This window comes from Paenibacillus sp. H1-7, from assembly GCF_022354825.1.
In the GTDB taxonomy this organism is placed as follows: Bacteria; Bacillota; Bacilli; order Paenibacillales; family NBRC-103111; genus Paenibacillus_S.
This window is the reverse complement of record NZ_CP031168.1, coordinates 1,891,241-1,916,848: the sequence shown is the minus strand read 5'-3', so window position 1 is coordinate 1,916,848 and position 25,608 is coordinate 1,891,241. Positions and strand designations below refer to the sequence as shown.

At 50.8% G+C, this 25,608-nt stretch carries 27 protein-coding genes and 1 pseudogene; 7 read left to right on the top strand and 21 right to left on the bottom strand.

The features are described from left to right. Positions 1-2 precede the first annotated feature (2 nt). The 7 genes and pseudogenes from DVH26_RS08700 to DVH26_RS08675 form a co-directional block, all read right to left on the bottom strand. A complete protein-coding gene (locus tag DVH26_RS08700) occupies positions 3-1,130 on the bottom strand; it encodes a stalk domain-containing protein (protein ID WP_239633256.1) in 1,128 nt (375 codons plus the stop codon). A gap of 139 nt (positions 1,131-1,269) precedes the next feature. Next, positions 1,270-2,610 (bottom strand): hypothetical protein, encoded by a 1,341-nt coding sequence (locus DVH26_RS08695; RefSeq protein ID WP_239633254.1) that lies wholly within the window; start codon positions 2,608-2,610, stop codon positions 1,270-1,272. A 426-nt stretch (positions 2,611-3,036) separates the two neighbouring features. Beyond that, positions 3,037-3,228: pseudogene (locus tag DVH26_RS37235) on the bottom strand (hypothetical protein); the annotation flags it as partial. Positions 3,229-3,577: 349 nt separating this feature from the next. Beyond that, positions 3,578-4,006, bottom strand: coding sequence for an NUDIX hydrolase (locus tag DVH26_RS08690; RefSeq protein WP_239633252.1), 429 nt, complete (start codon positions 4,004-4,006; stop codon positions 3,578-3,580). 37 nt (positions 4,007-4,043) lie between these two features. Next, positions 4,044-4,754: a PadR family transcriptional regulator gene (locus DVH26_RS08685; protein WP_239633250.1), complete on the bottom strand. Its 711-nt coding sequence runs from the start codon at positions 4,752-4,754 to the stop codon at positions 4,044-4,046. Between the two features lie 80 nt (positions 4,755-4,834). Then, a complete protein-coding gene (locus DVH26_RS08680; RefSeq protein ID WP_239635320.1) occupies positions 4,835-5,560 on the bottom strand; it encodes a class I SAM-dependent methyltransferase in 726 nt (241 codons plus the stop codon). 222 nt (positions 5,561-5,782) lie between these two features. Beyond that, the gene (locus tag DVH26_RS08675; RefSeq protein WP_239633248.1) at positions 5,783-6,961 is read right to left on the bottom strand and encodes an ATP-grasp domain-containing protein; all 1,179 of its coding nucleotides are present in this window, start codon (positions 6,959-6,961) and stop codon (positions 5,783-5,785) included. Positions 6,962-7,216: 255 nt separating this feature from the next. On the opposite strand from DVH26_RS08675, the gene DVH26_RS08670 reads away from it, so the two are divergent. From DVH26_RS08670 to DVH26_RS08665, 3 genes are all read left to right on the top strand, one after another. Continuing rightward, positions 7,217-7,915, top strand: a complete 699-nt coding sequence (locus DVH26_RS08670) for a YheC/YheD family protein (RefSeq protein WP_239635319.1) — start codon at positions 7,217-7,219, stop codon at positions 7,913-7,915. Positions 7,916-8,178: 263 nt separating this feature from the next. Beyond that, positions 8,179-8,337, top strand: coding sequence for a cysteine-rich CWC family protein (locus DVH26_RS37230; RefSeq protein ID WP_481857600.1), 159 nt, complete (start codon positions 8,179-8,181; stop codon positions 8,335-8,337). Positions 8,338-8,395: 58 nt separating this feature from the next. After that, on the top strand, positions 8,396-8,647 hold the full coding sequence (locus DVH26_RS08665; protein WP_239633246.1) for a YolD-like family protein: 252 nt from the start codon (positions 8,396-8,398) through the stop codon (positions 8,645-8,647). 6 nt (positions 8,648-8,653) lie between these two features. Here the strand turns inward: DVH26_RS08665 and DVH26_RS08660 are convergent, their stop codons facing one another. The 9 genes from DVH26_RS08660 to DVH26_RS08620 all read right to left on the bottom strand — a co-directional run bounded on the left by DVH26_RS08660 (position 8,654) and on the right by DVH26_RS08620 (position 15,228). Continuing rightward, entirely contained in the window at positions 8,654-9,448 is a 795-nt protein-coding gene (locus DVH26_RS08660) for a class I SAM-dependent methyltransferase (RefSeq protein ID WP_239633244.1), read from the bottom strand. A gap of 5 nt (positions 9,449-9,453) precedes the next feature. Next, a complete protein-coding gene (locus DVH26_RS08655) occupies positions 9,454-9,909 on the bottom strand; it encodes a GNAT family N-acetyltransferase (protein ID WP_239633241.1) in 456 nt (151 codons plus the stop codon). A gap of 215 nt (positions 9,910-10,124) precedes the next feature. After that, complete coding sequence (locus tag DVH26_RS08650) at positions 10,125-10,421, bottom strand: hypothetical protein (RefSeq protein WP_239633239.1); 297 nt, start codon at positions 10,419-10,421, stop codon at positions 10,125-10,127. 163 nt (positions 10,422-10,584) lie between these two features. Further along, on the bottom strand, positions 10,585-10,875 hold the full coding sequence (locus DVH26_RS08645; protein WP_239633237.1) for a DUF2277 domain-containing protein: 291 nt from the start codon (positions 10,873-10,875) through the stop codon (positions 10,585-10,587). Positions 10,876-10,962: 87 nt separating this feature from the next. Continuing rightward, positions 10,963-11,754: a TatD family hydrolase gene (locus tag DVH26_RS08640; protein WP_239633235.1), complete on the bottom strand. Its 792-nt coding sequence runs from the start codon at positions 11,752-11,754 to the stop codon at positions 10,963-10,965. A 34-nt stretch (positions 11,755-11,788) separates the two neighbouring features. Then, entirely contained in the window at positions 11,789-12,832 is a 1,044-nt protein-coding gene (locus tag DVH26_RS08635; protein WP_239633233.1) for a phosphotransferase family protein, read from the bottom strand. Positions 12,833-12,980: 148 nt separating this feature from the next. Then, complete coding sequence (locus tag DVH26_RS08630; RefSeq protein ID WP_239635318.1) at positions 12,981-13,511, bottom strand: DUF5050 domain-containing protein; 531 nt, start codon at positions 13,509-13,511, stop codon at positions 12,981-12,983. Continuing rightward, positions 13,511-14,575 carry a hypothetical protein gene (locus DVH26_RS08625; protein ID WP_239633231.1) on the bottom strand — a complete coding sequence of 355 codons (1,065 nt, stop codon included), beginning with the start codon at positions 14,573-14,575 and terminating at the stop codon, positions 13,511-13,513. Before DVH26_RS08625 ends, DVH26_RS08630 begins: the two co-directional genes overlap by 1 nt. A gap of 107 nt (positions 14,576-14,682) precedes the next feature. Next, a complete protein-coding gene (locus DVH26_RS08620) occupies positions 14,683-15,228 on the bottom strand; it encodes a DUF4269 domain-containing protein (RefSeq protein ID WP_239633229.1) in 546 nt (181 codons plus the stop codon). 389 nt (positions 15,229-15,617) lie between these two features. Here DVH26_RS08620 and DVH26_RS08615 point away from each other — a divergent pair, with 389 nt between their 5' ends. The 4 genes from DVH26_RS08615 (at position 15,618) to DVH26_RS08600 (ending at position 19,701) form a co-directional block, all read left to right on the top strand. After that, positions 15,618-15,983, top strand: coding sequence for a YhjD family protein (locus tag DVH26_RS08615; protein WP_239633227.1), 366 nt, complete (start codon positions 15,618-15,620; stop codon positions 15,981-15,983). Beyond that, entirely contained in the window at positions 15,980-17,245 is a 1,266-nt protein-coding gene (locus DVH26_RS08610) for a DNA polymerase IV (RefSeq protein WP_239633225.1), read from the top strand. The genes DVH26_RS08615 and DVH26_RS08610 overlap by 4 nt, the downstream gene beginning before the upstream one ends. Further along, positions 17,242-17,739, top strand: coding sequence for a YhjD family protein (locus DVH26_RS08605; RefSeq protein ID WP_239633223.1), 498 nt, complete (start codon positions 17,242-17,244; stop codon positions 17,737-17,739). Before DVH26_RS08610 ends, DVH26_RS08605 begins: the two co-directional genes overlap by 4 nt. Before the next feature lie 288 nt (positions 17,740-18,027). Further along, complete coding sequence (locus tag DVH26_RS08600; RefSeq protein ID WP_239633221.1) at positions 18,028-19,701, top strand: ribonuclease J; 1,674 nt, start codon at positions 18,028-18,030, stop codon at positions 19,699-19,701. A gap of 1,312 nt (positions 19,702-21,013) precedes the next feature. On the opposite strand, the gene DVH26_RS08595 is transcribed toward DVH26_RS08600, so the two are convergent. From DVH26_RS08595 to DVH26_RS08575, 5 genes are all read right to left on the bottom strand, one after another. Then, positions 21,014-21,361, bottom strand: a complete 348-nt coding sequence (locus tag DVH26_RS08595; RefSeq protein ID WP_239633219.1) for a hypothetical protein — start codon at positions 21,359-21,361, stop codon at positions 21,014-21,016. A gap of 259 nt (positions 21,362-21,620) precedes the next feature. Beyond that, complete coding sequence (locus DVH26_RS08590) at positions 21,621-22,544, bottom strand: DMT family transporter (protein ID WP_239633217.1); 924 nt, start codon at positions 22,542-22,544, stop codon at positions 21,621-21,623. A gap of 133 nt (positions 22,545-22,677) precedes the next feature. After that, positions 22,678-23,004: a luciferase domain-containing protein gene (locus DVH26_RS08585; protein WP_239633216.1), complete on the bottom strand. Its 327-nt coding sequence runs from the start codon at positions 23,002-23,004 to the stop codon at positions 22,678-22,680. Between the two features lie 29 nt (positions 23,005-23,033). Further along, positions 23,034-24,413, bottom strand: coding sequence for an MFS transporter (locus DVH26_RS08580; protein ID WP_239633215.1), 1,380 nt, complete (start codon positions 24,411-24,413; stop codon positions 23,034-23,036). A gap of 273 nt (positions 24,414-24,686) precedes the next feature. Continuing rightward, a complete protein-coding gene (locus DVH26_RS08575; protein WP_239633214.1) occupies positions 24,687-25,244 on the bottom strand; it encodes a TetR/AcrR family transcriptional regulator in 558 nt (185 codons plus the stop codon). Positions 25,245-25,608: the final 364 nt, after the last annotated feature.

The following is a 25,608-nucleotide window of genomic DNA, read 5'->3' as shown; positions in this document are numbered from 1 at the left end:
ACTTACGGCATTTTTACTTCAATCTCGGCTTGATAAATCCCTGGCACGAGAGGACTGAATTCGAATTCTACGCTATCGGCGTACTTTCCTTTGTTTCGAACACTTACAAGCATTTGTACCGGCTTCTCGCCGGGAGGAGCATATCGGGCGGTCACCTTGTACTTGCCGAGCGGCACATCATTCATACCGAACCCGCCCGGAAAATTGTAGCCGTATTTGGTAATGACCTGGCCGCTGCCGCCCATGGGTGAATCGATAGGAGTAAGAGTTAGCTCTACATTATTTTCCATATAACCTTTAACGAAATCGTCTAAGGCAATGTAAAGATAGAGCTCTCCATAAACGGTTTCCGCCTGCAAGGTAAAATTACGAATAGCCCCTGTATTTCCTGCAAAAGCCGCATCGACCTCAGGCGTCAAATCGATTTTGTACGAATTTACGCTGTGAGAACCGCCCATCCTCCAAGTGGTGGCTAAGAGCGGCAGATCGATTCGATAGTAACCGTTCGCATCGGTAACCGCGTTTAAGTTGCTGTTATAGAGCAGCTGGTTATCCGCAAATACTTCTGCACCCTGGATCGGGCGGCCTTGTGTATCAACAACACGGCCTTTGACTACGTAAGGCTCGACATCATCGGTGTTAGGAGCCGGGGCCGGAGCCTCATCCGCTGCACCTGCGGGTCGGATTTGAATCTCCGAAGCGCTGCTGCTGTCGGTAAAAGTGACCTGAAAACCGCTGTTCTCCGATACGAAGCGAAGCGGTACCATCGTGCTGTCTTGAATCATTTGCGCCGGTACATCCAAGAGAATGCTCTTGCCATTTACTTTCGCGTTGTTATCGTTAATGGTTAGCTCGATTTCGAGGCCGTCTTTTGTTCCAATCGCCTGCCGCAGGCTGCCGGTGTCGACCCATTTTACCGCAAATCCCAATGTTTCGAAAAGCTTGCGAAAGGGCACGAGCGTCCTTCCGTCCTTCAATACCGGCTGAGCATTGTCAAAATAGAGCAGCTCTCCGTTAAAGTAGATGTTTATAGTCTTTTCAGCAGAAAAGAGAGCTTGCGGAATCAGCGTTAACAAGAGAAATGCGCACACGATAATTTTCAGGGATCGAGAAAACCTCTTGGTTGTCATGATGGGTCCCTCCTTGTTCAAAAAGATACGGGAATGAACTGCACACCAAGCTGATGCTTTTTGCACCTTTAACGGGGGCGTTTCGCTTAATGCTTCAGATGCACCGGGTCTGCTTTACTTGCCGTAGTGCATCATTTCATTATGACATCCTCCGGGGATGCTCCTTTTCATTAACCTTTCCCCCGCTTTCTAATGACTGGTATAGCAAATCCAAAGCCTTATTTAAGTGTCTATAATAAGTGGCTGTCGACACATTCAATTGTTTGGCCACACGTTCGTGCGGCCTAATTCTCTCTAAATAGAGACTGGATAACAGTTTACCGAGCATCTCCTCATTTTCATCGCCTTCCGCCAGTCCACGGATTGCCTCCTCCAAGTCCCTTTGTACAGCATAGCCGGCCTCCTCAGCGGATAAGCCTTTCATAACACGATGAGGAAATAAACGAGCATACGATTGAGATAGTGCCGGATTTCTCGTGAGAAGGGACCAATGCTTTAAGACGTTTTTAAGTTCCTGAATGTCCTGCTTGGTTGACGGTGGCGCCGAAGCTTGCGCATTAGTACCCCGGTTTACGGAACGGTCGAGCTTTGCAACAAAATCTTCTTGTCTAAGATCAAGGACAAACGCACGATACTCCGTTCCCATAGAGGAAGCTGAGTCTGCCCAAGGGACTCGTTCGAATCCGCAAAGCTCAAATACAGGAAACCATTCCTTCAAGCAAGTAAAATCCAAGATCCACTCGGCGCGCGTAAAGTGCTTCATCAGTGTATTGATAATATAAGCGCGGGTGGTTCCCTCGAGCTCCGGTTTAATTCCAATGAGAGCGAATAAATATGCATTAGGAATGGGCTCCCAACCATTTAAGAAAGGTTTGAGCAAAGGTTCCTTGCACAGCACTTTGAGCATCCTGTCATGTAATGGAACTTCCCCGAAAAAGGCAATAAGTTCATCCTCTTTCCATATTGTAACGAAGGAAGCAGGATCAGCTGCCCAAATATCCTGCAGCAGATTTAGCATTGGCAGCTCTTCTTCAGTTACAGGTGACGAGTATCGATAAAATTGGATATAGAGACTGCGCAGAACAGGCAAGTCACATTCCCGGCATGGGCGTAACTCGATCTCGCCGTCCGGATGTCCTGAGTAACAGATTGCCCGAACGATCGGGTTCTCGTGGAGGCTCATTTTATCAATTTGCAGCTCGAACCGCCGTTCCGGATGCAGTCGTTCTTCACTGCGAATTTGCTGCAGCGCATTGCGCCGCATAGTTTCGTAAGCGATTGGTTTCCGAAGGGCGAAATCCTCCAGCATCCATGCTCTTACAGCGTCATGAAGCATCCAGCCGTCTTCCTTCATCATGACGAACGGCATGCTGACAAACTGCCGGAATGAATCCGGCTCCAGATCCGTTTCCAATATTACGGAGAGTCTCTCTTCATTAAAACGCCAATAAACGGAAGCGGCTTCAAGAATCCGCTGCATGTATGCCGGTAACCCTCGAAGCAATTCCTGCATCAATACCGAAACGAGACGATAGGTTTCCTCTCGATCGAACTGCATGGATGTACCGCCTTTGAGTATCGTTTCTGCAGCTAAGACCATGGCAAGCGGTATCCCTCTGGAAAATCGGAAAAGCTTGGTTTGATCAGCCGGTTTGGATATTCCCCTCAGCTTGGCATATCGTTCCACCTCAATAGCAGATAGCGCCTGCAATTGAATCGTATGAGTGGAATCCACCCAGCCGGAACGAAGCCAGCCTCCCGTGAGAGTGTTTCGACCGATCGTGACGATACGGATCGATACATCCAATGTGTTGATCCATTGCAGGAACCAATGCTCTATTGCATGCCGATCATCGAATGAATCGATTAAGAGGACTATATGGCCGCGTAATGAACGTGAAAGCCGGTTTATGCATTGAGCAATTAAGTCTGAATCGCAATGCTGTATTTTATTTATTACTCCGGCTTTCACAAGCTGTACCGCTAATTGATCCAGAATGGTTTCTTTCTGCTGAATGACTTTGCTTCCATCAATATAATAACAGCGGCCCTCCTCCGTTTCTGACAGGAACCGGCGCAGAAGGGTCGATTTCCCCATGCCGCTTTGACCGAAAATATGAAGCCACCGCCACACAAAACCGCCTTCTGCGTGTTTATGCATGATATCCAATTCTTGTGCCCGCCCGACAAAATAAGCTCTATCCGATCGTAGCATCTCCTTGTTTGACACCATCGGCTACCGACTCCTTCAGAGTATCAGTTGAAAACATTATACGCCATACGATATGATACAATTTCGTTTTTTTGAGAGAATAATGAGAGTATTATGATAGGGAGTGGTCCAATACCGACATTACATTTTGTCCCTGAGATTACGCACAAAATCAAGGAAAGTACCTATGCAGCACATCGAGGCTGCCGGATCCCGGCAGCCTCGTGCAGTGTCTCTAGTTGACCGTAAGTGTCGGATCCGTTAGAATGCCGCTCAGCTTCACTTGTTCAAGCATATGTCCTATATTTCCTTCACCGGCATACCTAGTCATGTCAAAAAAATCTTGATTCAAATCCGACCAGTACAGTTCATTTTCATCTCCGGATACCGGGACGTCATGCTGCAGTTTGCCGGCATACACTTCCACATAGCAATGCTGCAAATAATATTTAAAATCCATGATATGATGCAAATGAACATCCTTCCGGGAAATGCCCGTTTCCTCGAACAGTTCCCGGTAGGCGGCTTCCATCCCCGTTTCGCCGCTCTCGATTTTGCCGCCGACCAAATTGCTTAATCCTTTATAAGGATCCTTTAATCGTCGGCACATAAGCAGCCGGTCCAACTCTTTATTGTAGATCATTATCACGTTATATCCTTGCATTAGCCGATGATCTCCTTATATTTCCTTATTCAGCGCCTTATTCGCCATCTTTCTTGTCGTCCGTCGTCAAGTCGTTTTCTTCCGGTAACGGCGTCACGGTTTCATCTGAGGCGGAATGGGAATCGGGGGCGGCAGACAAAAAATCATTCAAGCCGTTTTGAAATTGGGCCAACAGCTCATGATATTTGGCTGCCTGTTCGGATGCAGGGTTGGCCTGTGCCGCCTCCGCTGCTCTCGCCATCAAATAAATGAGATCGGACTTCTCCTTTATAAAGCTGCGCAAAGCCATCTTCCCGGATCTGCCGTCAAGCTGCCGGTACCGTCCGTGACGCTCCCAACGGCCTTCTGTCCGTTGCTTCGCCGCCTCTTCCCTTTCGCGAAGAGCCTCTCGTCCCTCATCCGTAATATGGTACAGCTTCTTACCGTCGGTCTCGCTGTAGCTTATTAGCTTCATGTCGTCGAGCAGCTGCAAATTCGGGTAGATGGAGCCTGCGCTCGGCGAATACAAGCCGCCGGTTTTGTCCTCCATCGCCTTGATCAGCTGATAGCCGTGCATAGGCTCGGAAGCGAGCAGCTCAAGCAGAGCGAATTTGAACTCCCCGCGCTCAAAAAAACGCCGTCTCCCTTCGCCCCGTTCGCCAAAGCCCCCCCGCGAACCGCCATGACGGTGCCTCAAAAACATCTCCTGAAATGCGTACTCACGACCAAAACGTCTACGTTCTTTATGACGATCTTGATAAAATCTCATGTATGATCACTCCTCAATACGATATATCGTTATAATATTACGATATATCGTATTGAGTCAATATTTTTTTGAAAAATATACTATTTCCGCGCTTTAACAATAAGAAAATGAGGGTTTGTGGAAAGATACTCGAACCATCGCTTATACCAATCCATGGCTTCGGGCTTGTCCTTATACTCGCTGCTTGGCTGCGGTTCTACGATTCGCTCAATCCGGAACTGCCCCGATGTGACATTAACAATATCCTGGAGCGACCTCCTGTAAAATGTGACCTCGACCTGACCGGCCTCCTTTTTGTTCCATACTTCCGATAGTAATTCGTGGGCGAAGTAATCCGGTCTATCGAACAGTTTAAAGTCCATAAAGGGATGATGCACAGAGTAAACGAGAGCTCCGTCAGGCTTCAAGACACGGTGGAATTCGCGAAAGGTCGGCTCCCAATCCCCGATGTAATGAAGCGTTAACGAACTGACAATGAGATCAAACGTCTCGTCTTTGAACGGGAGAGGTCCCGAGAGATCACACTGGAGTACTTCCGCTTTATTGCCGACTCTCCTTTTACAGGCATCTACCATCTCCGAACTCAAATCGATAGCCGTAACTCGAGCTCCAAGCTGAACCAATTGTTCGGTATACCAGCCGGCAGCACAGCCCGCATCAAGAACAGCAAGCTCATTCATATCCTTTGGCATCAGCTTCATCATGGCAGGACGCTCATAATAAGCGTTATGTCCGCTCTTGGTGTCCACGTGCTTTTCGTAGTCTTTTGCCAGCTTATCGTAGGCTTCAAGTACCTTTTCCTTCATTGTCTTCATTTCGTCCACCGTCCTTCCATGATCTGAACCGCTCGCGGCTCCTTACCAAGCTCAAGAAGCAATATGTAAATTTTTCCCTAGAACAGTATACCAAACATACGGTTTAAGTAAGAGCACCAAATTTTCTTGCGCTGTATTACAAATACCTCCTTCCCTATCCAAAATAAAAAAAGACTGAACGTCTCCGTCCAGCCTCTAGCAACTAAAGCAGCATTACCTAAAGCCCATTTCATGTATCTGCCGTTCGACTTCCATGATCTCTTCTTTGGATCGTCCCAGCAGGACACCGTATACGAAGATAGGATTGTCGTCCGTTTGATTTGTCGGGTTGTAGATGCAAAACGGGATCATCATGTTTTCTCTGATCAGAGTCTCGGTCAACAATCGAAACGCATGAAACGTGGAGTTGATTTTCCATTTCCCTAATTTCAGCACGGTGGCGTCCAACAGCTCCGCAATACTATCCTTAAAAAGAAGCGCCATAGTAGAACCGTTTTGTCTAAAATTTAAATCGATAATGAACATACGGTTATCTTCCGTAAATACGATATCGATTCCGGCAAATCCCACGTATCCAAGGGAAGCCGCCTTCTCCATAACTTGTCGGCACAGCTCGATCGCTTCTTCCGGAGGCTGGTCGTGCATATCGATCCAATTGCCGAGATATTTCCCTTCCTCCGTGATCACTTGCTCCGCAGAACCAAGGTACACCGTATCTCCGGTGTAAGTGTGTGCGAACTGGACACAGAAATTTCGTTTCACCTTAAGAAACTCTTCTACAACAACAAAGGAGCAGAAGCGGAACAGCTCCCTTGCCCGCTGAAGATCTTCCAGGGTTTTACAAATGACGACCTCCAGTCCCCCACCGTTAGGCTCATCGGTAGCCGCCTTGACGACATAAGGAAAATCGAACGGCATAGTATCGCTCTCCACCAGATGGTCTATCGGCAAAATCCTCCGCTTCGGGACGTACGGTTGGGAAACGAGCTCCTCCAAATTGCTCTTGTTATTCAGAAATAGCAATAACTCTTTATCAATCCAATATTGTTTCTCATCAAACTCGCCGGGAAGATGGGCGTAATTGAATACCAGGTTACTCCCTTTGCTTTGCTGATATTGCAATAATTCATAGTAGCTCTCTTCATCCTCGTAAGTCAGCAGATTGCTCCCAACTTGAAGTCCTGCCGCTTCCAGCAGCATTAAACAGGAGGCCCGGCTTACATCCTCGTGGCAAATAATGGGGACCTTCCCCGCCACCGCCAATAAACTTCCTGAAGTGGAATCCTGGCTAATCTGACCGGGAAGCCACTGGCTGTTATGATACGAGGCTCTGCCATTGACGATATATTTTGAGCCGAAAATTTCATGAAGAGTGAGGAGTGGCTCCAACATTTTTCACCCCCTTCGTGTAAGCTTCAAGAAAGAGGCCTTGCATCCCTCGATGCGACCCCTTTGCTTTTGGTCAATCTAGTGTATTCCTTCCTCCTCAAAAGTACTGTGGTCTTGTACCTATTTTCCCTATTTTTGGGTGATAGACCAAATCGTTTGCTCCAGGATATTCGTATAGTAAATGGAATACACAGATAAGGTGTGATTGCCGTGGGAGCTCCATTGCAAAGGAATAAATGGTACAAACATCAGCTGTTGATGAAATACCCGTCATTGAGAAGGTTTTTGCCTAAATCTCACAAACTGTCCGTGAAAAGCCTGCGGAGCATGCTGGGCCGCTATAACGAGGTCATCTTGAAACCCGTGGTAGGCTCCGGGGGTATAGGAATCATCAAAGTATCCAAGCTTCGTGACAAAAAATACAATGTTCACACACTAAATGCAACGAAAACCGTTACCGGAAAACAGCTGATTCCAGTGTTAAGAAAACTGAAGGGAAAGAGGCCGTTTCTCATCCAAAATTGCATCCCTCTTGCCAAAGTAAATGACAGCCTGGTAGACTTCCGTTACATTGTCCAGCGCAAGAATGGAGACCGTAATTGGGTCATTACCGGAAAGCATGGGAAGATCGGAAAACAGGGGTCCATTGTCACCAATTTGCAGCAAGGAGCGAATGTCTCCACCGTGAAGGAAGCGCTCCAGCAATCCAATATCAAGGATGTCAAGAAAACGATGTCGGACTTGGAATATCTTTCTCTGACAGCTTCCAAAGGCTTTACTCGCGAATTCAAATCACAGAATATTTGGGGATATGATCTCGGGGTCGATGCAAAGGGCAGAGTCTGGATGATTGAAGCCAATTGCACACCTCTGGTAGGCGGCTTCCGCTACTTAAAGAACAAGAAGATGTATAAACGAATTCGCAAGTATCAGGCCTACAACAGAAAGCATAAATAAAGACGGCTGCATGGAAAAAAGACGCGTCCGGCCCACGAGTACCGTGGCTTTGGAGGCGTCTTTGTTCATCATCGGGGGCCGGCTCACTCTCTGATACAAGCCGTTGGCAGACACCGTGTAAACTGTGGTTTACATCGGTTCTTTTATCTTGTAGCATTAGTAGACGAGGCAGCCCGCCTTATATTCAAATCCATCCTGTCGATGCTGAGGTGAAATACCGCTTGGATAACGAAATCCAACATGTGAACGAGCGTATATGCCCCATGTGCGGCAGCGCCAATCTGTGCAGGGTAGAAAGCGGCGACTGCTGGTGCTTTCATACCAAGGTTCCGCTGGAGCTTCGCAATCGGATACCGGCCGACCAGAGAGGGAAAGCTTGCATTTGCCGCAAATGTGTTGAAGAGTTTAACTCCCGGCAATAAGGCTTGCGGGATTGAACTGCATAGAAAAACAACTAACTATAGATCAGAGGGATAACTGTTGGCTAAATCTAAAGTAGCAAAACGACCGACACGAGATGAATTCGTGCTGGAAGAGATAGGAAACCAGCTCATGGAAGCTTTTTATGAAAAGTCCGAAATCGTATTGACCGTCTGGGGCTGGGAAGAACCCGTCCGCGGACATATCGATAAAATGGACTCCAGAACAGGTAAAGTACATATCGACCAACCGAGCGGCGTCGTCAAGGTTCCTTTCATGGATATTATGAGCGTAGATTATCCAAGAGATTGATCAAGGCTAGGCTTCGTCATGAACCGGCTTCACGGCTTTCCAAATCGTCCAGCGGTCCTTTTCCACCATGGGAGCGGGTGTATCTCGTAGCTGCTCCTTGATATGCTCCACCAACTCTTCCAGCTGCACGTCGCTCAGCTCATGGAGGATCGATCGGCCGGTCCGTTGGAGCAAATCGTCGGCTAATTTGTCGATGTCGGGATAAACCTTTCTCGTCTCCCAGAACGAATGCTCCTCGATGCCGGCAAATCCGGCTTGTCTCAAAGCTTCTCCGACCTTCATCCCCGTATGTCTGCGCGCTATTTCCGTCTGTGCCAGCTCCGGATATTTCGAGAAGAAGTATCCTCTTATGTGTGTCGCGCTCCCTGGCAAAAGGCAATCTTCAGGGGTTCTGTCCTGAACGATGATGGTCCCCTCGGGCCGCAGCAGCCGGCAAGCTTCCATAAAGCATCCGGGAAGATCGTCCAAATGGTGAATGAGCGCCCGCTCCAGAACGACATCGTACTCTCCGCCCGCCAGCCCCGTGTCGTATGCATCGCCATAAGCAAACATAACGTTCGGCATGCTACGGCAATTGTCCTTGGCCGACGCAAGGATGCTTTCCGAGAAATCGACGCCTGTGACCCGCTTCGCTCCCTCATCCGCCATCGCCTTCGAATAAATTCCGCCGCCGCATCCGATATCTGCGACATGCTGGTTGCTTACATCCACGAGCTCCTGCAATCGGTTAATCCATGTGTCATCGGCTTTGCGGGCAGCATAAGTACCACGGTTCTTCTCATCTTGAAAATTTATCGGCAACTCGGTCATCCCCTTTTCGCATGGAGTAAGGATTTAACGAAACGATAGCCTGTAATTTCATAGCCCAGATCCAAATAAAACCGGTGCGCCTCGTCCTTTCGGCCGAATCCGCTGATCAGATACGTGCCAGTACAGCCCAGATCCAAAGCGAGCTGCTCGGCAAAGGACATGAGACGCTTTCCAACGCCTCGCCGCTTGAACGCTGAATCGACGACAACGATACAAATCTCGCCGTACCGGCTTACCTCGCGGATGTTCTCGCGAATTCGAAAAGCAAGCGCTGCCTGTACTTCCGCATCCTCTTCGTATACGAAAAGAGTGTCCGAGGAACTGCTCTCGGTCATACGGAGCCGGTTCAGCATATCTTCCGGCGAGACCGGTTTGCCGCTTAACTGCTCCATCAGCGAACAAAGAACCGGGATATCGTCTTCCTTCGCTTTACGAATGACGTAATTATCCATATGATCACTCCATTTGGTTTCATTTGATGAAATAAAGTATCATTTAATGGAACAATTTCATTTTACATCACTTTTCCTCCATTTACCATACGTTATGAAAAATTAAATAATAAGACGATGCTAAACCGCAGTATGGAAATCTGAAGAGCAGGCCAATTCCGGAGAGATTGGTTGAGTCGATCGGACTACAGATCCTTTATTTTGCCAAATATAGATCAATTTGCAAAGTGATCGGACCACAGATCCTTTATTTCGCCAAAATACACCGTTTTTGCCGGAGAAATAGCCAAATAACGGCCTCCCTGTCCGATCCCCCTCCAAAAGAGCGCCATTCCAGCAAATAACGGATTTCCTGTCCGATAGTCCACCCACAGTCCGCTAGGCAGCTTAAAACGATACCTTGCAGCAAAGATTTCTAAACCAACATGCAGTTGGCAGATCGTCATCGATTGATTTTGCCAGGCTGGAAGAAGGAAACCACCATGAAGCCCTTCTGCTGCTTGCCGTTTCACAGGGATCTCAACAAGCTCAACTCAACTCCTATCGGAGTGCTTCGAGGACGAGGACTGAACGTTTTGCGTTAGCAAAGCTCGGCTATGCAGCCAACGCAGGTTTTGTCGCCGGTAAAAAAAGAGCCGACTGCTCTGCGGCAGTCAGCTCTATCAGCTACTATCATCATCCATTATTGGATTCGGGTCGGGGTCCGAACCTTTTTATATTCCGTTCGCGTGCCCGTTCGATTTCGACCTCGCGGTTGCGCGGCTCGGCATTGGTTACAAGCGATTCCAGCAGCTTGCGGGCAGCTTCCGCCACCTCGCCGATGGCTCTCTCGAATGCCTCCTCATTCGCCTTCGAGGGCGTGTTGAAGCCGGAGAGCTTGCGTACGAACTGGAGCGAAGCGGCTTGGATTTCCTCTTCCGTGGCCGGAGGGTCGAAGTTGAACAGTGTCTTAATATTACGACACATGGCGTATCTCCTTTTTAGTTACCGTCATTGTAACTCCATTTTACTACAATCGGGCGGCTCCTATCCAGCCAGCCGCGACCGCGCCTTTCAATCCGTCCCTCCATAGAATCTCAGAGTATTCTCGTAGAGGATGTTCCCGGCCTCTTCTTCGGTCATCCGCTTGATAGCCGCTATTTCGCGAATCGAATGCCGGATCATCTCCGGGTGAGTCCACTGTCCTTGGAACGGCCCCTCGAATGGCCACGGGCCGTCGGTTTCGGCCATAAGAAGCCGGAGCGGATAACGCTCCACCAGCCGCCTGGTCCGTTCTCTGTAGACAACATCCGGCGTAACCGAGATGAAACGCCCTTTGGCTTCCATCCGCCGCAGCGTGTCCTCACTGCCTTTGAACCAATGAAAATGCGCCCGCTGCACCCCGTATGCATCCAACAAATCGCAAGCGATGTCCGCATCCTCGTATACCGCATGAAGCACAATCGGCTTGTCCAGCTCCGCCGCAAGCTGAACGAACCGCTCCAGCAGCGCGATGTACGGCCCCTGATCGAACCGCTCCCCCGCCGCTTCCGCTGCAGCTCTGGCATAATACGGGAGCCCGACCTCGCCTATGGCGGCCATCTCCTGCCGGTTGTCGCGAATCCATTGGAACAGCCGCTCCTCCTCCGTCTTCCCGAACAATGCTTGCTCCGGATGGAATCCGAACGCCAGAAACAGCAGATACGCCGTCCGCCTTTTTATCTCCAGGAGAGCCCGGCACGATTCCTCATGCATGGAGACTGCAACCAAGCCCTTCACTTCAGGGCCGAGAGACGCTAGCAGACGCTCCCTCTCCTCTTGCTCGTATTGATCCAGATGGATATGCGCATCGATTATAGGTATCATCGAACCGTCCCCCGTTTCCTCTCCAAGCTCATAATCAAGCAACGACTCCATCGTCCGACGAAGGCGATGGCGAAGGCGTACCGAGGTCCCAAATCCACGCAGCCAGCTCCGGTAAAGAGGCTGCCTCTCTTACAGAAGGATGCGCTTCGCACAGCTGATCGAGCACATTGAACTCATGCAGCAGCGTATAATTCATCAGCCGCCGTACCAGACGACTGTTGTCCTTCCAATGCTCCTCCACCCCGTACTGCGTCAAAAACCGCCCAAGCAGACGCTTGTCATAGCGGAACAAACCGAGATGAAGCGCCACGAATTCATACAGCCTGTCCCCTGCTCTCGCGTCGCCGAAATCGATAATTCCCGCAGGAGTCCACCGGACTCCTTCCCAGGCTCCGAGCACATGGTCCCGGTTTAAATCGCAATGCAAAATATAGGGGCCTCCCTCATCATCCATCAGCTCGGACAAGGGAATCAGATATTCCTCGATCTGATCTATCAGATGGTCCGGAAGCGACTTCCATCTCCGATGGTTGTCCAGACAATGAAGCCGTCTCTCTTGTAAAAACGCGGCGAATGCGTCCCAAGACCGCCGCATAACGGCGGATGACTCCACAGGCAGCGCGTGCACCTGACGCAGCACTTGCGCCAGAAACCCGGCCAGCTCCCGCCGGTCGTCACAGGACACAAGCTCTCCTGCTTCGCCGAGACTTGCTCCCGGGATAACTGTGGTCACGATATATGGCCAGTGCCACTCCGTCCCCTCCGGATAAAGGCTGCCGTGAGCGATCAGCGCCGGAGCCGGCAGCTGCGGATTCATGGCTATGAGCCGGTACGAATCCAGCTCGGTCGGATAGCTTGCATAACCGTTGAACCAATCGGTATACAGCTTGACCGCGTACCGGCCGTCCACGATGAACACAGGATTCGTCCCGGGAAAGCCTGCCTTGATGTCCGAGCAAGGAACGAGCTGATGATGCTCACATACCATGTGAACGTAAGGACTCCAATAATCCGCATTCGTGAACAGCTTGGCATAATGCTCTACATCTTCGAAACGGGGCCTTGGAATGGAATGCATACGACCGCTCCTCTCATTAAAAAAATTGCTTCTTTTATGCCTCCGCGGGTCTTTTCCACATTGTAACGGATAAGAAGCGGTAAAAAAAGGGATCTTGCGACTGAACAAAAAAACGGCTGCCGAAGCAGCCGCGAATGGATCGAATCACTTATTTCAGCCTTTTCACCGATTGATCTTCGGCGGAAACAAACACGATGGCATCTTCATAGGCGAACAGATGAGCCGCCTGATCCGCAACGGCCACCTCGAGCGCGCCTGAGACGTCCAGCACCTTGATCCCGTAATCGCCTCCCGCCGCCAGCTTGCAGACGATCCGGTCTTTTACGATCTGCACGCTTTCCAGCGTATCCTTGACGACAAGCGTATCGGCGCCTGCAGGGTCCGCTTTATACAGACGGTAGCCTCCGGCCGCATCCGCTTCCGTATAATAGACGCTGCCGCCGACCTCGTCATACCAATTGGCCGCTTGACGATCGGATACCGGCCGCCCGCCGGAGCCGTCCGGCTTGGAGGCATACAAGAGTCCGTCCTCCTCTTTTACATAGTACAGCTTCTCATTGATGATTTTAAAATGCTTCACCCCGAAGGACGTCACTTCCGTCGTCTCGTTGGTGTTCAAGTTAATTTTGTAAATCCGGTTTAAGCTCGCCCCGTTCTCTACAGGATACGACGAGCCCATCACATAGACTTCGTCTCCGATGACCGTCGTCGATCGTCCCCTGCGAAGCCTCTGCCGCCGCCGTTATCCGTAATGTGCCATCCATAGATAAGGTCGGGCTTCCCTACGCTGCCGCCGTTCCGGTCTTCCTGCCCTGCTGGCGCCAGCGACAGATTGTTGCCTCCTGGCGGTACCGATTGACGGATGATCAAGGTGCCGTTCGTCGTTGGTTTAAAATCGAGGTAGCCACGGTGCTCCAACGTCGCCTTGCCGTCGTCCCCTACTTTGCAGTAAACGTCGGAGCCCATGGTAGCCCCTCCTACATGGTAGGAGAACCACAGCTCGTCATTTGCCGTCCAAAATTGCAAGTAGTTATTGAAGCCGTAGACCGACTCTCCGTTATACGAATACACCCGCTGCTTGCTCGAGGTATCCTGTTCCGGCGCCCTGTAAACCTGAACCGTAGTTCCTTCCGTTTCGGTAAAATAATAATAGCCTTTAAACAAAGCCACGTTATTGCCGCCTGCGGCAGCCGGAAGGCTGACCTTCTCGACTTTGGGATTATCTGCGGTAATCGCAAGTCCTGCCGACGGGTCCCAGACGTAATCCCAGCCGAACTCCTCATGCGCGAATTTCCATGTCAGCGGGAAGTAGGTCACATCGCGGAAGGTTAGCAGCGGGTAAGGCTCCTTGGCGTTGTCCACGGTTTTCCCGTTGATCGTAATCCCAAAGGAAGAGATCGTTGCCCTGGCGCTGCCCGCGTTTTTATGGTCTGCTGCGTAAGCTGCATAAGACGACGTCACGCTGCCCTTGGCGATGCTGAGTCCGTCCTGCGCCGACCATCCCGTTTCCAATCCGAGCAGCCTCGAATCGTACCATGTCATAGGAACGTACGTTATATCCTTGTACACCAGCAGCGGGTACTGACGATAATCGTTTTCAACCTGATTTCCATTCAGCTTCACTTCGAACTTTGGCAGCGAAACCGCTACGCTCTGCTCTGCAGCGCTGCTCTGACCAGGTGCGGCCATTACGCTAAGCCCTATCACACAGGCGGCCGCAAATAACCATTTGTTTTTCCCCATACGGTCATCTTCTCCCTTACGCAAGTCTTTGCAATCCTGAAATATAGACGAACGACGGCCCCGAAAGGTTACGCCCCTTTTGTCCCATTCCACAACAGACCAGGCGGTCAGATGATCCCGAGCTGCTCTCCTAAGAGCAGAAGCGCTTCGTACGGGTCTCCCTCCAGTCCAAGGATTTGAGCAAAAGCGGGCTCGGTTTTCACTCCCTGCTTTTTCAATCGAATGACTTCCGCTTTGATGTGCGGATTGGCTGCAAGAAGATGATGCTCTATGATCATATGACGGTAGGCATGCTGCTGATGTACCCGCAAAGGCTGGGCGAATAATTCAAACTCGAAGCCGGCGTATTGAAAATTTGCTTTTACCGCCGCCACATCTCGTATCGTTTTTTCTTTCATGGCGTAGCTGTCATAAGTCCCGTACAGAGCGGTCCATTCCGCCTTCATGCCCTCGAAATCATATGCTTCCATGACGATATCCAAATCGGAGCCTTCGACATCGATGCCTATAGGCACAGTACCGCATAATACAGGGTGATATGGAGCCAGATCAGCCAAAATACCGAGCTCGCTGATCGCCCGATAAGCCCGGCGCTGAATCTCATTACCGGACTGCAAGTAAGCTATCGATACAAACGAATGGTTTGTGTCCATATTACCGCCCTCCCATCCCTATGAGAGACGCTCTTTAGCAAGCACCCATCCGCCGCTTTATGCTCATTCCCAATATTCGCCTCTGTTTGCCCGTGCCGCATCCGCACCGTTTCCACCGCTCTTCCCCGAAATTGTTTTACTCCGTCCCTGCTTCAGGATACAAAAAAGGATATTTTACCATAGGATCCCGCGGTTCCGGAAGCCCCTCTTCCAATGGAAATTCCAGCATCACCCATTCCCCTCCCCGCGCCTGCCGAGCACCTACACTAGGCTTTTTCATCAAAAATTCATTTTCCAAAAAATTCACTTGCATAACGAACAAGTGTTCGGTATATAATAAATACGAATGAACGTTCGCATAGCGGTGGTGATGAGTTGTGAGTATTAACATGAACAGAACAATCGAAACAGAAGAGGATATTCAAATCATCAAGGAGTTCACTTTGCTGCCCATATTGCTGGATATGCTGGCAAGGGATATTCGCGAGCTGGAGCTGTACCGGGATAAGATAGTATACTATCATGCTGTCGCTTATCTTAAGGAAATCGAGCAATCCGTTTATGCGGAACTGCACACCCTGAAGAACAAGATGAGGAAGAACAACATTAAAATTTTGACTACGGAAACGAGCACGCTCGGCATTGACGTGGAATATAAGGTTCGCGGCTACATCCATCATTTTAAAATGTTAAGAAGCTTGATCAAGGCAGAGCTGATGACCATGCTGACGAAGTTACGGGGGCGGTTAAAATGAGCGGAACAAGCACCAGAACGATTTTTCTGGCGGACTGCCAGAGCTTTTATGCAAGCGTCGAGAAGGCGGATCATCCGCAATACAAGAATAGACCGGTGGCGGTGGCGGGCGATCCGGCGCGCCGGTCGGGCATTATTTTGGCCGCTTGTCCAATCGCCAAGAAATATGGAGTCACGACGGCGGAACGGCTGGGCGAAGCGTTGGCCAAGTGTCCGGATCTCGTTGTCATGCGTCCCCGCATGCAGCACTATATCGATGTTTCCCTCATGATTACGCAAATTTATAAAGAATATACGGATCTTGTAGAAATCTTCTCGATCGACGAGCAGTTTCTCGACGTCTCCGGCAGCCTTCGCATATTCGGAGATGCGGTGACCATCGCCCGCTCCATCCAGCAAAAGGTGCTCCAGCAAACCGGCGTTTGGGTGAGAGTCGGCATCAGCTCGAACAAAATTCTCGCCAAGATTGCGACGGACATATGGGCGAAAAAGAACGACACCGGCATATTCACGCTGGACCCCTCGCAGCTTGAAGAGCTATGGAAGGAGCCCGTGCAAAAAATGTTCGGCGTCGGCTCGCGCATGACGGCTCATTTCGCCCGCCTCGGGATGTTCACGATCGGCGATATCGCCAAAACGCCGCTGCCGCAGCTGAAGCAGAAGTTCCGGGCGCGCTTCGGCAAGCAAAGCGACATTCATGCCGAGGTCATGTGGAGAACGGCCAACGGCCTGGACGATTCTCCGGTTACGCCGGGCACCTTCAAGACGGCGCCCAAATCGGTAGGGCACATGATGACGCTGCCGCGAGATTATACGGAAAACTCGGAGGTCGAGACCATTTTGCTGGAGCTGACGGAGGAGGTATGCCGTGACTGCCGGCGCAAAGGGTATATGGGCTGGGTCGTTTCAGTCAGCTGCATGTGCAGCCCTTACGAATCGCCCACCGGCTTCTCGCGGCAATTAAAGATGCCGGACCCGACCAACAATACGAACGCCGTCTATGAGTCGGCCAAGACGCTGTTTTACCGTTACTGGGACAAAATGCCGGTCCGCCGTATGGGCATTACGCTCAGCAATCTTGTCGACGATGATACGTATCAATTGACGCTGTTCGACGATCAAATCAAGCTGCGGGCTCTGGATCGCGTTACGGATACGATCAAGGAGCGTTACGGCAGCGCTGCGATCATGAGGGCGTCGTCGGTAACGGCGTCCGGGCAAGCGTTCGACAGGTCGCGGAAAATCGGGGGGCATTATAAATGAGCAAAAAACTCGAAGGCAACGGATTGTGGGAATCCAGCCGGATGATGCTGCCGCAGCACAAGGAGCAGTCGATGTCGGTTCCGAACGAGACCTCTTCTTCGGCCGCCGAGCCCCCTACCCGCAAGGAGCTGGAGCTGATGAGAGAGTATATTCTCCTTCCCGTCGCGCTCCAGATTGTCGAGAAACGAAGCATCGAGGTCGAAATGTCCTCCATGACGCTGAAGCTGCTGTATTCCGCAGCGGCCAAAATATTGGCACGCAAAATCCGCGAAGACGTGCAAAAATCGCGCGCCGCCCTGCTCGAAAAAAACATTCGTCTGTTCGAGGAGTCCAAGGACGATACGGCCCTTTATTACCGTTATGTATGCCGGGGACGGGAGGACCGGTTTACTATGACCAAAGACTTTATGCGGGCTGAAATTAGCGCCAGAATCGGACGATACGCCAAAAGCCTCGTCGCCACCTTGCAGGAAGCGGTACGAAACAAGAAGTAACGCTTCGCCAGAGGTGCATGCGCTCTTCCCTCTTGCTCACGGACACGGATAATCAAGCCGCGGATAGGTAAACAGTGTCCAGGGAATAATACACCGCAGGCGGTTTCCAGCTTTGATGCATTGCACCGCCGTCATTCCGGCACATAGGGATCGCAGCCCGGATGACCGGCGGGGTTTAAACGCTGAGCGCTCTGACCTGAAGAAGGGATTCAGAGGGCTTTCTCTAATGCCGATGAGAAACCGACCTGCCGAATGTTACCATGTCCTTATAGACGGAGGGATCAGCGCTTGAACCGTGAGAAGGGTACCCTATCGATTTTTGCCTTGGGAGGCGTAAATGAAATCGGTAAAAACATGTATGTCGTTCAATACGCCGACGACATCGTCGTCATCGATTGCGGCTCTAAATTTCCGGATGAGAGCTTGCTCGGCATCGATCTCATCGTTCCGGAAATTACATATTTGAAGGAAAACAGCTCCAAAGTTCGCGGTATGATCATTACCCACGGGCACGAAGATCATATCGGCGGAATCCCGTATATATTGAAGCAGCTGAATATGCCCATTTATTCGACGCGGTTAACCAAAGGCCTCATCGAAATTAAATTGACGGAAGCCGGGCTGCTTGCCGATAGCGAACTGACGGAAATTACGGCGGATTCGACCCTTCGTTTCGGGTCTATTACCGCGAGCTTCTTTAGAACCAACCACAGCATCCCGGATTGCCTGGGCATTGTTTTCCACACGCCCGAAGGGGTCGTCGTGCATACGGGCGACTTCAAGTTCGACCTCACTCCGGTCAATCATCAATATCCCGACGTTCACCGGATGGCGGAAATCGGCAATAACGGCGTGCTCGCTCTATTGTCCGAGAGCACGAATGCGGAGCGTCCCGGCTTCACACCTTCCGAGAGCAACGTAGGCGAGCATATTAAGGAAGCCTTTATCAAGGCGCGGCAAAGGATTATCCTGTCCACCTTTGCCTCCAACGTGCACCGCCTGCAGCAAGTCGTCGACGCGGCGGCTCTCACGAACCGCAAGCTGGTCCTGCTTGGCCGCAGCATGGTGAACGTGGTCAAGATCGCCGCCGAGCTCGGCTACTTAAGCATACCCGAGGGTATGCTGATCGAGCCGGGCGAGGTCATGAGCCTTAGTCCCGACAAAGTCGCCATCCTTTGTACGGGGAGCCAGGGAGAGCCTTTGGCCGCTCTCGCCCGATTGGCGTCCTCGAGTCATCGCCAAATTCAAATATCGCCAGGAGATACGGTCATCCTCGCGGCCAGCCCCATACCGGGCAATGAGCGGAACGTATCGCAGATTATCGATAACTTGTTTCGACTGGGAGCCAAGGTCGTTTACGGCTCCGGGTCCACCACCGGCATGCATGTATCCGGGCACGCGAGCCAAGAGGAGCTCAAGCTGATGCTCACGTTCATGAAGCCGAAGTATTTTATCCCTATCCACGGGGAATACCGCATGCTCCATCAGCACCGTGTGCTGGCCGAATCTGTCGGAGTAGATCCCGACCATATTTTCATTCTTGGCAACGGGGATGTCGTCGACATCGAGGATCAGACGGCGCGGCAGGACCGCAAAATAGCCGCCGGCAACACGCTCGTAGACGGCTGGGGCATCGGCGATGTCGGCAATATTGTATTGCGCGACCGGAAGCATATGGCCGAAGACGGCATCCTTGTCGTGGTCGTAACGCTTAGCAAGACGGAAGGCGCGATCCTGCTCGGGCCGGACATTATTTCCCGCGGCTTTGTGTACGTTCGCGAATCGGAAGAGCTCATGAGCTCTGCCAGCCGCCTGGTCTCCGAGAGAATTAACCAGATGAAGGCGGAGAACATTCACCAATGGAGCTCGCTCAAAATTAGCGTCAAAGATGTTCTGGGCCGATTCTTGTACGAGCAGACCGGAAGACGTCCGGTGATCCTCCCGATTATTATGGAGATCTGAGGATGAGGATACCTGCTTCAGTACATGAGGCACGAAGACATTGGCTCAAAATCAAAATTAGAACAGGTGCTCCTTACCGATTCGAGCAGGATCACCGACCTGCTGAAAAAGCACTCTCTGACCTAGGGAGTGCTTTTTTTGTTGTAGCTACTGGTTCGGCTCGGCAGTTGGCTCGGTAGTTGGCTCGGCAGTTGGCTCGGCAATTGTCGAGGTTGTTTGTTCAACCGCACTGTGGGATCCCTCGAACAGATACGTTGTTGAGTAATTGCTGCCGCACTTACCCGGAAGACCATGCGGACCGTAGTTCCGCTATTTCACGAAAAAAGCGTCAAAACGGATGCCTTGCGGACACAGGATCCGCTATTAGCTCAAAATGGCCAGATTACACCTGGTTTTCAGGGCAATAACGGCTTGTGTGTCCGATCGACGCCAAAAACGGCGTTTTTTTTGCATAATAGCGGAAGCTGTGTCCGATCAGTTGCGTGAGTTGTGCTCAATGCTCAATGTACTCGATGCCCAGCGGGGTACACAAAATTACTTTACCCAACAAAACTCTGCGTTCACCGAGCTCCATTATCCACATTAACCATCCAATACTGCGTACACCGAACTCCATTATCCACTTCACCCATCCGATACTGCGTACACCGAACTCCATTATTCACATTAACCATCCAATGCTGGGTACACCGAACTCCATTATCCACTTCACCCATCCGATGCTGCGTTCACCGAGCTCCATTATTCACTTTAATCCATCAGCTGTATCCGCTGCTCAACATGGAGGCAATTGAGAAGAAGCTCAGGCTTAAGGAACCTGAGTGGAGTAGAGGTTACGTTGACTCGAGGTTGCCTGCCGTCATGCAACGCTACACAGGCACTGAGAGCATAGCGAGAGAGACTTGAGTACACGTGGCGCCACTCGCTCCGGCGCGCATTGCACGTAGAGGACAGCCGCCGCCTGAACCAATCTGCATCGCTGCAGCCCCCGACTCCTCTACCCATAAGAAAAAGAGCCCTTGCGGGCTCTTTTCAACGGTGAATTGAATTTTGGATAACGGTTTTGAACCTCTTTTGAACCTCAGGTTTTACCACCAAGCCACTATGCAGTATGGGTACTACAATAACGTCTCTGCGGCACATCCCCTCGCTTCTATTTAGATTCTAACACCTTCCTGGCATTGCTCGTTAGATCGCCCAACGGAACCACACCTCTCTTTTCACCGTTGATAGTATGATGTCCGGAAACCATAGGGTTTATTCACCGGAAGCTCATTTTTTATCGGGTGCTTGGTTCGGTATCAGGACTACTCTACTGCTGCTGCTCTTGCTGTTGATTTTGCTGCTGGTCCTGCTGCTGCTGGCCCGAGTTCCCTTGCATTTGCTGAAGCGTTTGTTGAGCTTCTTGAAGCTGCTGCGAGGACTGCTGAACCTGCTGCTCGATTTGCTGCAATTGAATCTCTTTGGTTACCTGCTCGGTTTGCTGAGCGATGCTTTGAGCTTGCTGGGCAGCCTGCTGTATAGCCTGCTCTAGCTGCTGTGTATCGTTTTGTTGTTGGCCGTTTTGTTGTTGGCCGTTTTGTTGTTGGCCGTTTTGTTGTTGATTGTCTTGCTGTTGGCCCATTTGTTGTCCATCTTGCTGTTGGTTGGAATCCGACATGGGAGCACCTCCTGAATAGCTTGCATTAAAAGGATTTGTAGAAAAACATGTAGCTATTCGAGCAAAATCCGCATGGAAATAAATGATAAAAAACTACGAGAATGAGCGAAGGCATCGAGTGGAATTTTCATCTCCAAATATCCATTTTATTGTCGGAGAATGACCTCGGAACCCTTGCGAAATGAATACCAAAAAGGCCGCCCCGGCAACCCGTTGCGACCCTCGATCCTTGCATCTGCATCCGACCACTGCCGGCAAATCATGGTGAGCTTTTTTTGCTTAAGCCGACAGACATTCGAATCTTGTTCGCCGCGGCGGGGTTCCGGTTCACGCAAAAGATGCTTATTACAATCAGCACAAGCCCGGCCAGCAGGGACAGCGTGAACGGCTCGTTGAGAAACAGCGTGCCGGTCAGTATGGCAACCATCGGAATGAGAAACGTATACGATGCGACTTTGCTTGCCTCACCCGAATCTATCAGCTTATAAAATACAAGCCAGCCGATGGCGATAACAAAGATGGAGATGAACAGCAGACTAGCGACAAAAGCCGGCTGCCAGGAAACGTCGGACCATTTCTCGACTCCCGAGCCTACGGCTGTCATGAGCAATCCGCCGAAAATCAGCTGCAGCGTCACGAGCCAAATGGGATCGACCCGCGGACCGGTCTTCTTAACAAAAATCGTCCCGAGCGCCCAGCTTAGAGCCGAACCGAGAGCGAGAAGCACGCCCGGAACGGATATCGGTCCTGACATCCCGCCGTTGCTGATGACGCCGACTCCGGCAAAGCCGAGAATGAGTCCGATGAGCTTCACGACATTCATTTGCTCACCAAGCCACAACCATGAGAATAGACCGACAAGCACCGGTTGAAGAAACACGATAGCGGAGAACAAGCCGGACGGCAAATAATTCAGCCCGATCGTTTGCAGGCCGTAATACAAGATGACGTTCACGACAGCGGAAACGATATAAATTGGCCATGTCTCACGAAACCGCAAGCGCCCCAGCCTCGGGATGGCAACAATCAGCAAAAGAAGTCCTCCAAGCAGCGTTCTCGTACCAGAGAACAGCACAGGCGGCATATAAGTCAAGGCAAACTTGGACATCGGCCAATTAATTCCCCACACGAGCACAAGAAATAATATGAGCAGTACGGCATGAGTTCTGGATAGTTTTGACATAAAATAGCGTCTCCTTGTAGTAACGATGGCTCGGAATGCGAGCCGCTGAAACCCTATTATACGCCGCTTTACTCTCGTTAGCTAATTCCTTTTTTTTATTGCCTTGATAGCTCCCCATGGAACTATTTCTCCGTCATTTTGTCTTGTTCCGTATACGCTCGTATTGCATTTGGAACAGCTCCAGCACACGCGGCACCTCTTCCGCACCGCGAATATAGAACGTAACCCATCCCGATTCGGGATACATGTGATGCGGCTGCACGCGCCCGTCGGCTACAAGCTCATCCCTGCGCTGCTTCGGAAACGGCATGTCGGCCATGGAATCCCCGTGCAGATGCCCCAGCTCCTTGCCAAGATATTGGAACTCAATGCCTCCGAACCGGTGAGGATGAACGCTCACTCCTTCCCAGGAAAGAAGCTCCCTCTCCAGCAGTTCTCGAATCGTCTGCTTGTGTACCATAGAAACCAGTCCTCCTTAATTTAATGTAATCAGCCTTTGGCTGGAATAACAGTTGGCTTTGTCCCGAACTGGACATAGTAGAATAACAGAATGCACACATGCAGTCCGGCAAGAACGAGATATATGTTGCTAAAAACGGAGCCGGCCGGAGCCGTGTTCAAAAGATTCCATGAACCTTCTGCATGGACATCCGCCAAGCGCCCGTAAATACCGGTTGCCATCCCTTGAATAATGAAATTCAGCATCGAGAACATGCCCATCCCTACTCCGACCTGCTCCTTCGGCAGCGATCTTGAAATGGCATTGGACATGGCGATAAGCATAAACGATTGCCCTACATTGCCGAATAGAAGAAACGCAGCGATGAATATCGGGGACATGCCGGTAAAAGTCGACAGCAGGACAAAGCACGTCGTCAGCAAACCGGATGCAATGAAGAATAAGGCCGCATTCCCTTTCTTGTCGGCGAGCTTCCCGCCTTTTCGCCCCAACAAGGCAGAGGCAATGGCCGCGGGCACCATGACGAAGCCGATCCAATAAGGCGGAAGCTGGTGGACGCGGGAGAGCAGCAGCGGACTTAGAAAATAGAGCGAAACGCCGATCCCGTTGATCATTACGGAAATCATGACGCCGAGCGTGTAGCGTTTATTGTTGAACATACCCGGCCGCACGAAGGGTTCCGCTGCGGCACGTATCCGTACCGTGAACAAAACCGCGGCCAGCAGTCCGCTTATAATGAACCATCCGCTTCCATTCGTGACACCAACGAGGACTAAGGCTACCGCGACAGCCAGCAGCATTCCGCCGAGCCAGTCAAAGGCTCCTTTCGCCACTGGCTCATCCTGCAAATATTTGCGGTAATAAGGGATCGTCAGCAAAATAAGCAATGGCACGCAAAATAACCAGCGCCAGTGCGCGATGCTCACGATAAGGGCGGATACGACCGGACCGAGAGCGCCGCCGAGAGCGAGACCTACGGCCGACATGCCTAAAGCGGCTCCTCTGCGCTCCGGAGCGAAATATCGCACGGGAATGAGGGTAGCGATGGCCGGAATGGCCGCTGCGCCTGCCGATTGCACGCATCGTCCGAGCAGTGCCGTCCAGAACGTTGAAGAGGCCAGCCCGATCAGCGATCCGACAGCGAATAGCAGCAAGCCGATCGTCAGCACGTTTTTAAGCTTGAACCGGTCGGCCAGCTTCCCGTAGGTGACGGTACCTACGGCATAGATCAGCGTGTATGCCGACGAGAGCCAGCTTACTTGAGCGATGGACAAGTGGAACTCCTTGCTGATATCGGGTAAAACGATGTTGAAGCTCAATGCGCTCATCGAAGATAGCGTTAGCGTGAACATCAAGATGCGGATCAATTTTTCTCCTGCCTGCTCTTGCCTCTGGACTGTAGTCTCCATACTGGAAAACTCCTTTCGTCAATCAAAAAAATGAACGCAAGTACTTGCTTGCATATAGTTTTAGAAAAAACCTCTATCGAAGCCATTCAAAAATAAAGCGTTCGTATATAGAGGTAGGTGTAGTGAAGCTTTCATTGAGGAGCAACCGCGAATGCTAACTAAGGAGATGAATGACCTCTCATAGAAGTCATTCTCCTCTGCAGCAAATGGACCATTACGCTCAATCGGTGTTACGAGTCGCAAAAGAGTCGCAAGCTTCTCCAGGGCGAGCATCTAAGGGGTCAACGCTCGGGTCCAAGTCCTGACGCTTCCCTCAATAAAGTTGGTCATCGAAACGGAAGGAAACGATGCATCCTCCGAGTTCATATTGCTAATAAAAGCGCCGTAGTTCATCCACATGAAAGACTGCGCCTGCAGCTCCGGATCGGTCTCGATCAGGAGTCCCTTTTCGTGCATCGTTTGAAAATAGCCGCTCAAAAGCTCCTTTAATTTCCGGGGATGCTTATTCGCCTTTTCCCTGAATCCGGCAAACACGCTGCCTTCCTTAAGAGCGATCTGAATGATTTTGCGGTTGCGGTTCATAAGCTCGTGATACGTGCGGCTGATTAGCAGCAGGTCTGTGTGTAAATCCCATACAAGCTTCTCTTGGAACAAGCGGGTCATCTCTTCCGTGTAATGAAAATGGTGAAACGCCGTCTCCAGAAGATTCTGTTTGCTTCCGAACAGCCGAAACAGCGTCACTTCGTTCACACCGGCGGCTGCTGCAATTTCTTTCGTCGATACGCCGTTGTAGCCTTTTTGTGCAACCAAATCGATGACGGCTGTTAGCAATTTGTCGCTGCTGCTTGGATTGGTGCTGATGTCGTATTCCTCCTTCCTCCGAATCTGTTGAAGTTACAATGGAAGCATGAAGCGCGCATTTTGAATGCAAGTACTTACTTTCATCGAGTTCAATATTATTCCATTTTTCATTCGGAGTCAATAGGCCGGCACAGCTTTGCTTAAACACATTACAGCAGCCCCTTTACTACCGTAATGGAATTGTGAGAAAAACGTCTATCGACGTCCTTTCACAGAGGAGCGACCGCGTTAAGAAGTTGTTTTTATCGCCAAATAGAATTTTTACATCCGATGACCTCGGAATCTTATAAATTCTATTGTGGTAAAAAAAGCTGCCGATGATATTATCCTCTCC

Coding starts and splice junctions, on each gene's coding strand:
- DVH26_RS08685 (WP_239633250.1), bottom strand. CDS start 4,754: ATGAGATTTTATCAAGATCGTCATAAAGAACGTAGACGTTTTGGTCGT.
- DVH26_RS08580 (WP_239633215.1), bottom strand. CDS start 24,413: ATGGAGACTACAGTCCAGAGGCAAGAGCAGGCAGGAGAAAAATTGATC.
- DVH26_RS08640 (WP_239633235.1), bottom strand. CDS start 11,754: ATGATACCTATAATCGATGCGCATATCCATCTGGATCAATACGAGCAA.
- DVH26_RS08655 (WP_239633241.1), bottom strand. CDS start 9,909: ATGGATAATTACGTCATTCGTAAAGCGAAGGAAGACGATATCCCGGTT.
- DVH26_RS08595 (WP_239633219.1), bottom strand. CDS start 21,361: ATGTCGGATTCCAACCAACAGCAAGATGGACAACAAATGGGCCAACAG.
- DVH26_RS08645 (WP_239633237.1), bottom strand. CDS start 10,875: ATGTGTCGTAATATTAAGACACTGTTCAACTTCGACCCTCCGGCCACG.
- DVH26_RS08675 (WP_239633248.1), bottom strand. CDS start 6,961: ATGTTGGAGCCACTCCTCACTCTTCATGAAATTTTCGGCTCAAAATAT.
- DVH26_RS37230 (WP_481857600.1), top strand. CDS start 8,179: ATGTGCGGCAGCGCCAATCTGTGCAGGGTAGAAAGCGGCGACTGCTGG.
- DVH26_RS08630 (WP_239635318.1), bottom strand. CDS start 13,511: ATGGGCTCGTCGTATCCTGTAGAGAACGGGGCGAGCTTAAACCGGATT.
- DVH26_RS08695 (WP_239633254.1), bottom strand. CDS start 2,610: ATGCAGCGGATTCTTGAAGCCGCTTCCGTTTATTGGCGTTTTAATGAA.
- DVH26_RS08590 (WP_239633217.1), bottom strand. CDS start 22,544: ATGTCAAAACTATCCAGAACTCATGCCGTACTGCTCATATTATTTCTT.
- DVH26_RS08680 (WP_239635320.1), bottom strand. CDS start 5,560: ATGAAGGAAAAGGTACTTGAAGCCTACGATAAGCTGGCAAAAGACTAC.
- DVH26_RS08605 (WP_239633223.1), top strand. CDS start 17,242: ATGAGCAAAAAACTCGAAGGCAACGGATTGTGGGAATCCAGCCGGATG.
- DVH26_RS08690 (WP_239633252.1), bottom strand. CDS start 4,006: ATGCAAGGATATAACGTGATAATGATCTACAATAAAGAGTTGGACCGG.
- DVH26_RS08670 (WP_239635319.1), top strand. CDS start 7,217: ATGAAATACCCGTCATTGAGAAGGTTTTTGCCTAAATCTCACAAACTG.
- DVH26_RS08615 (WP_239633227.1), top strand. CDS start 15,618: ATGAACAGAACAATCGAAACAGAAGAGGATATTCAAATCATCAAGGAG.
- DVH26_RS08620 (WP_239633229.1), bottom strand. CDS start 15,228: ATGGACACAAACCATTCGTTTGTATCGATAGCTTACTTGCAGTCCGGT.
- DVH26_RS08585 (WP_239633216.1), bottom strand. CDS start 23,004: ATGGTACACAAGCAGACGATTCGAGAACTGCTGGAGAGGGAGCTTCTT.
- DVH26_RS08700 (WP_239633256.1), bottom strand. CDS start 1,130: ATGACAACCAAGAGGTTTTCTCGATCCCTGAAAATTATCGTGTGCGCA.
- DVH26_RS08625 (WP_239633231.1), bottom strand. CDS start 14,575: ATGGGGAAAAACAAATGGTTATTTGCGGCCGCCTGTGTGATAGGGCTT.
- DVH26_RS08610 (WP_239633225.1), top strand. CDS start 15,980: ATGAGCGGAACAAGCACCAGAACGATTTTTCTGGCGGACTGCCAGAGC.
- DVH26_RS08635 (WP_239633233.1), bottom strand. CDS start 12,832: ATGCATTCCATTCCAAGGCCCCGTTTCGAAGATGTAGAGCATTATGCC.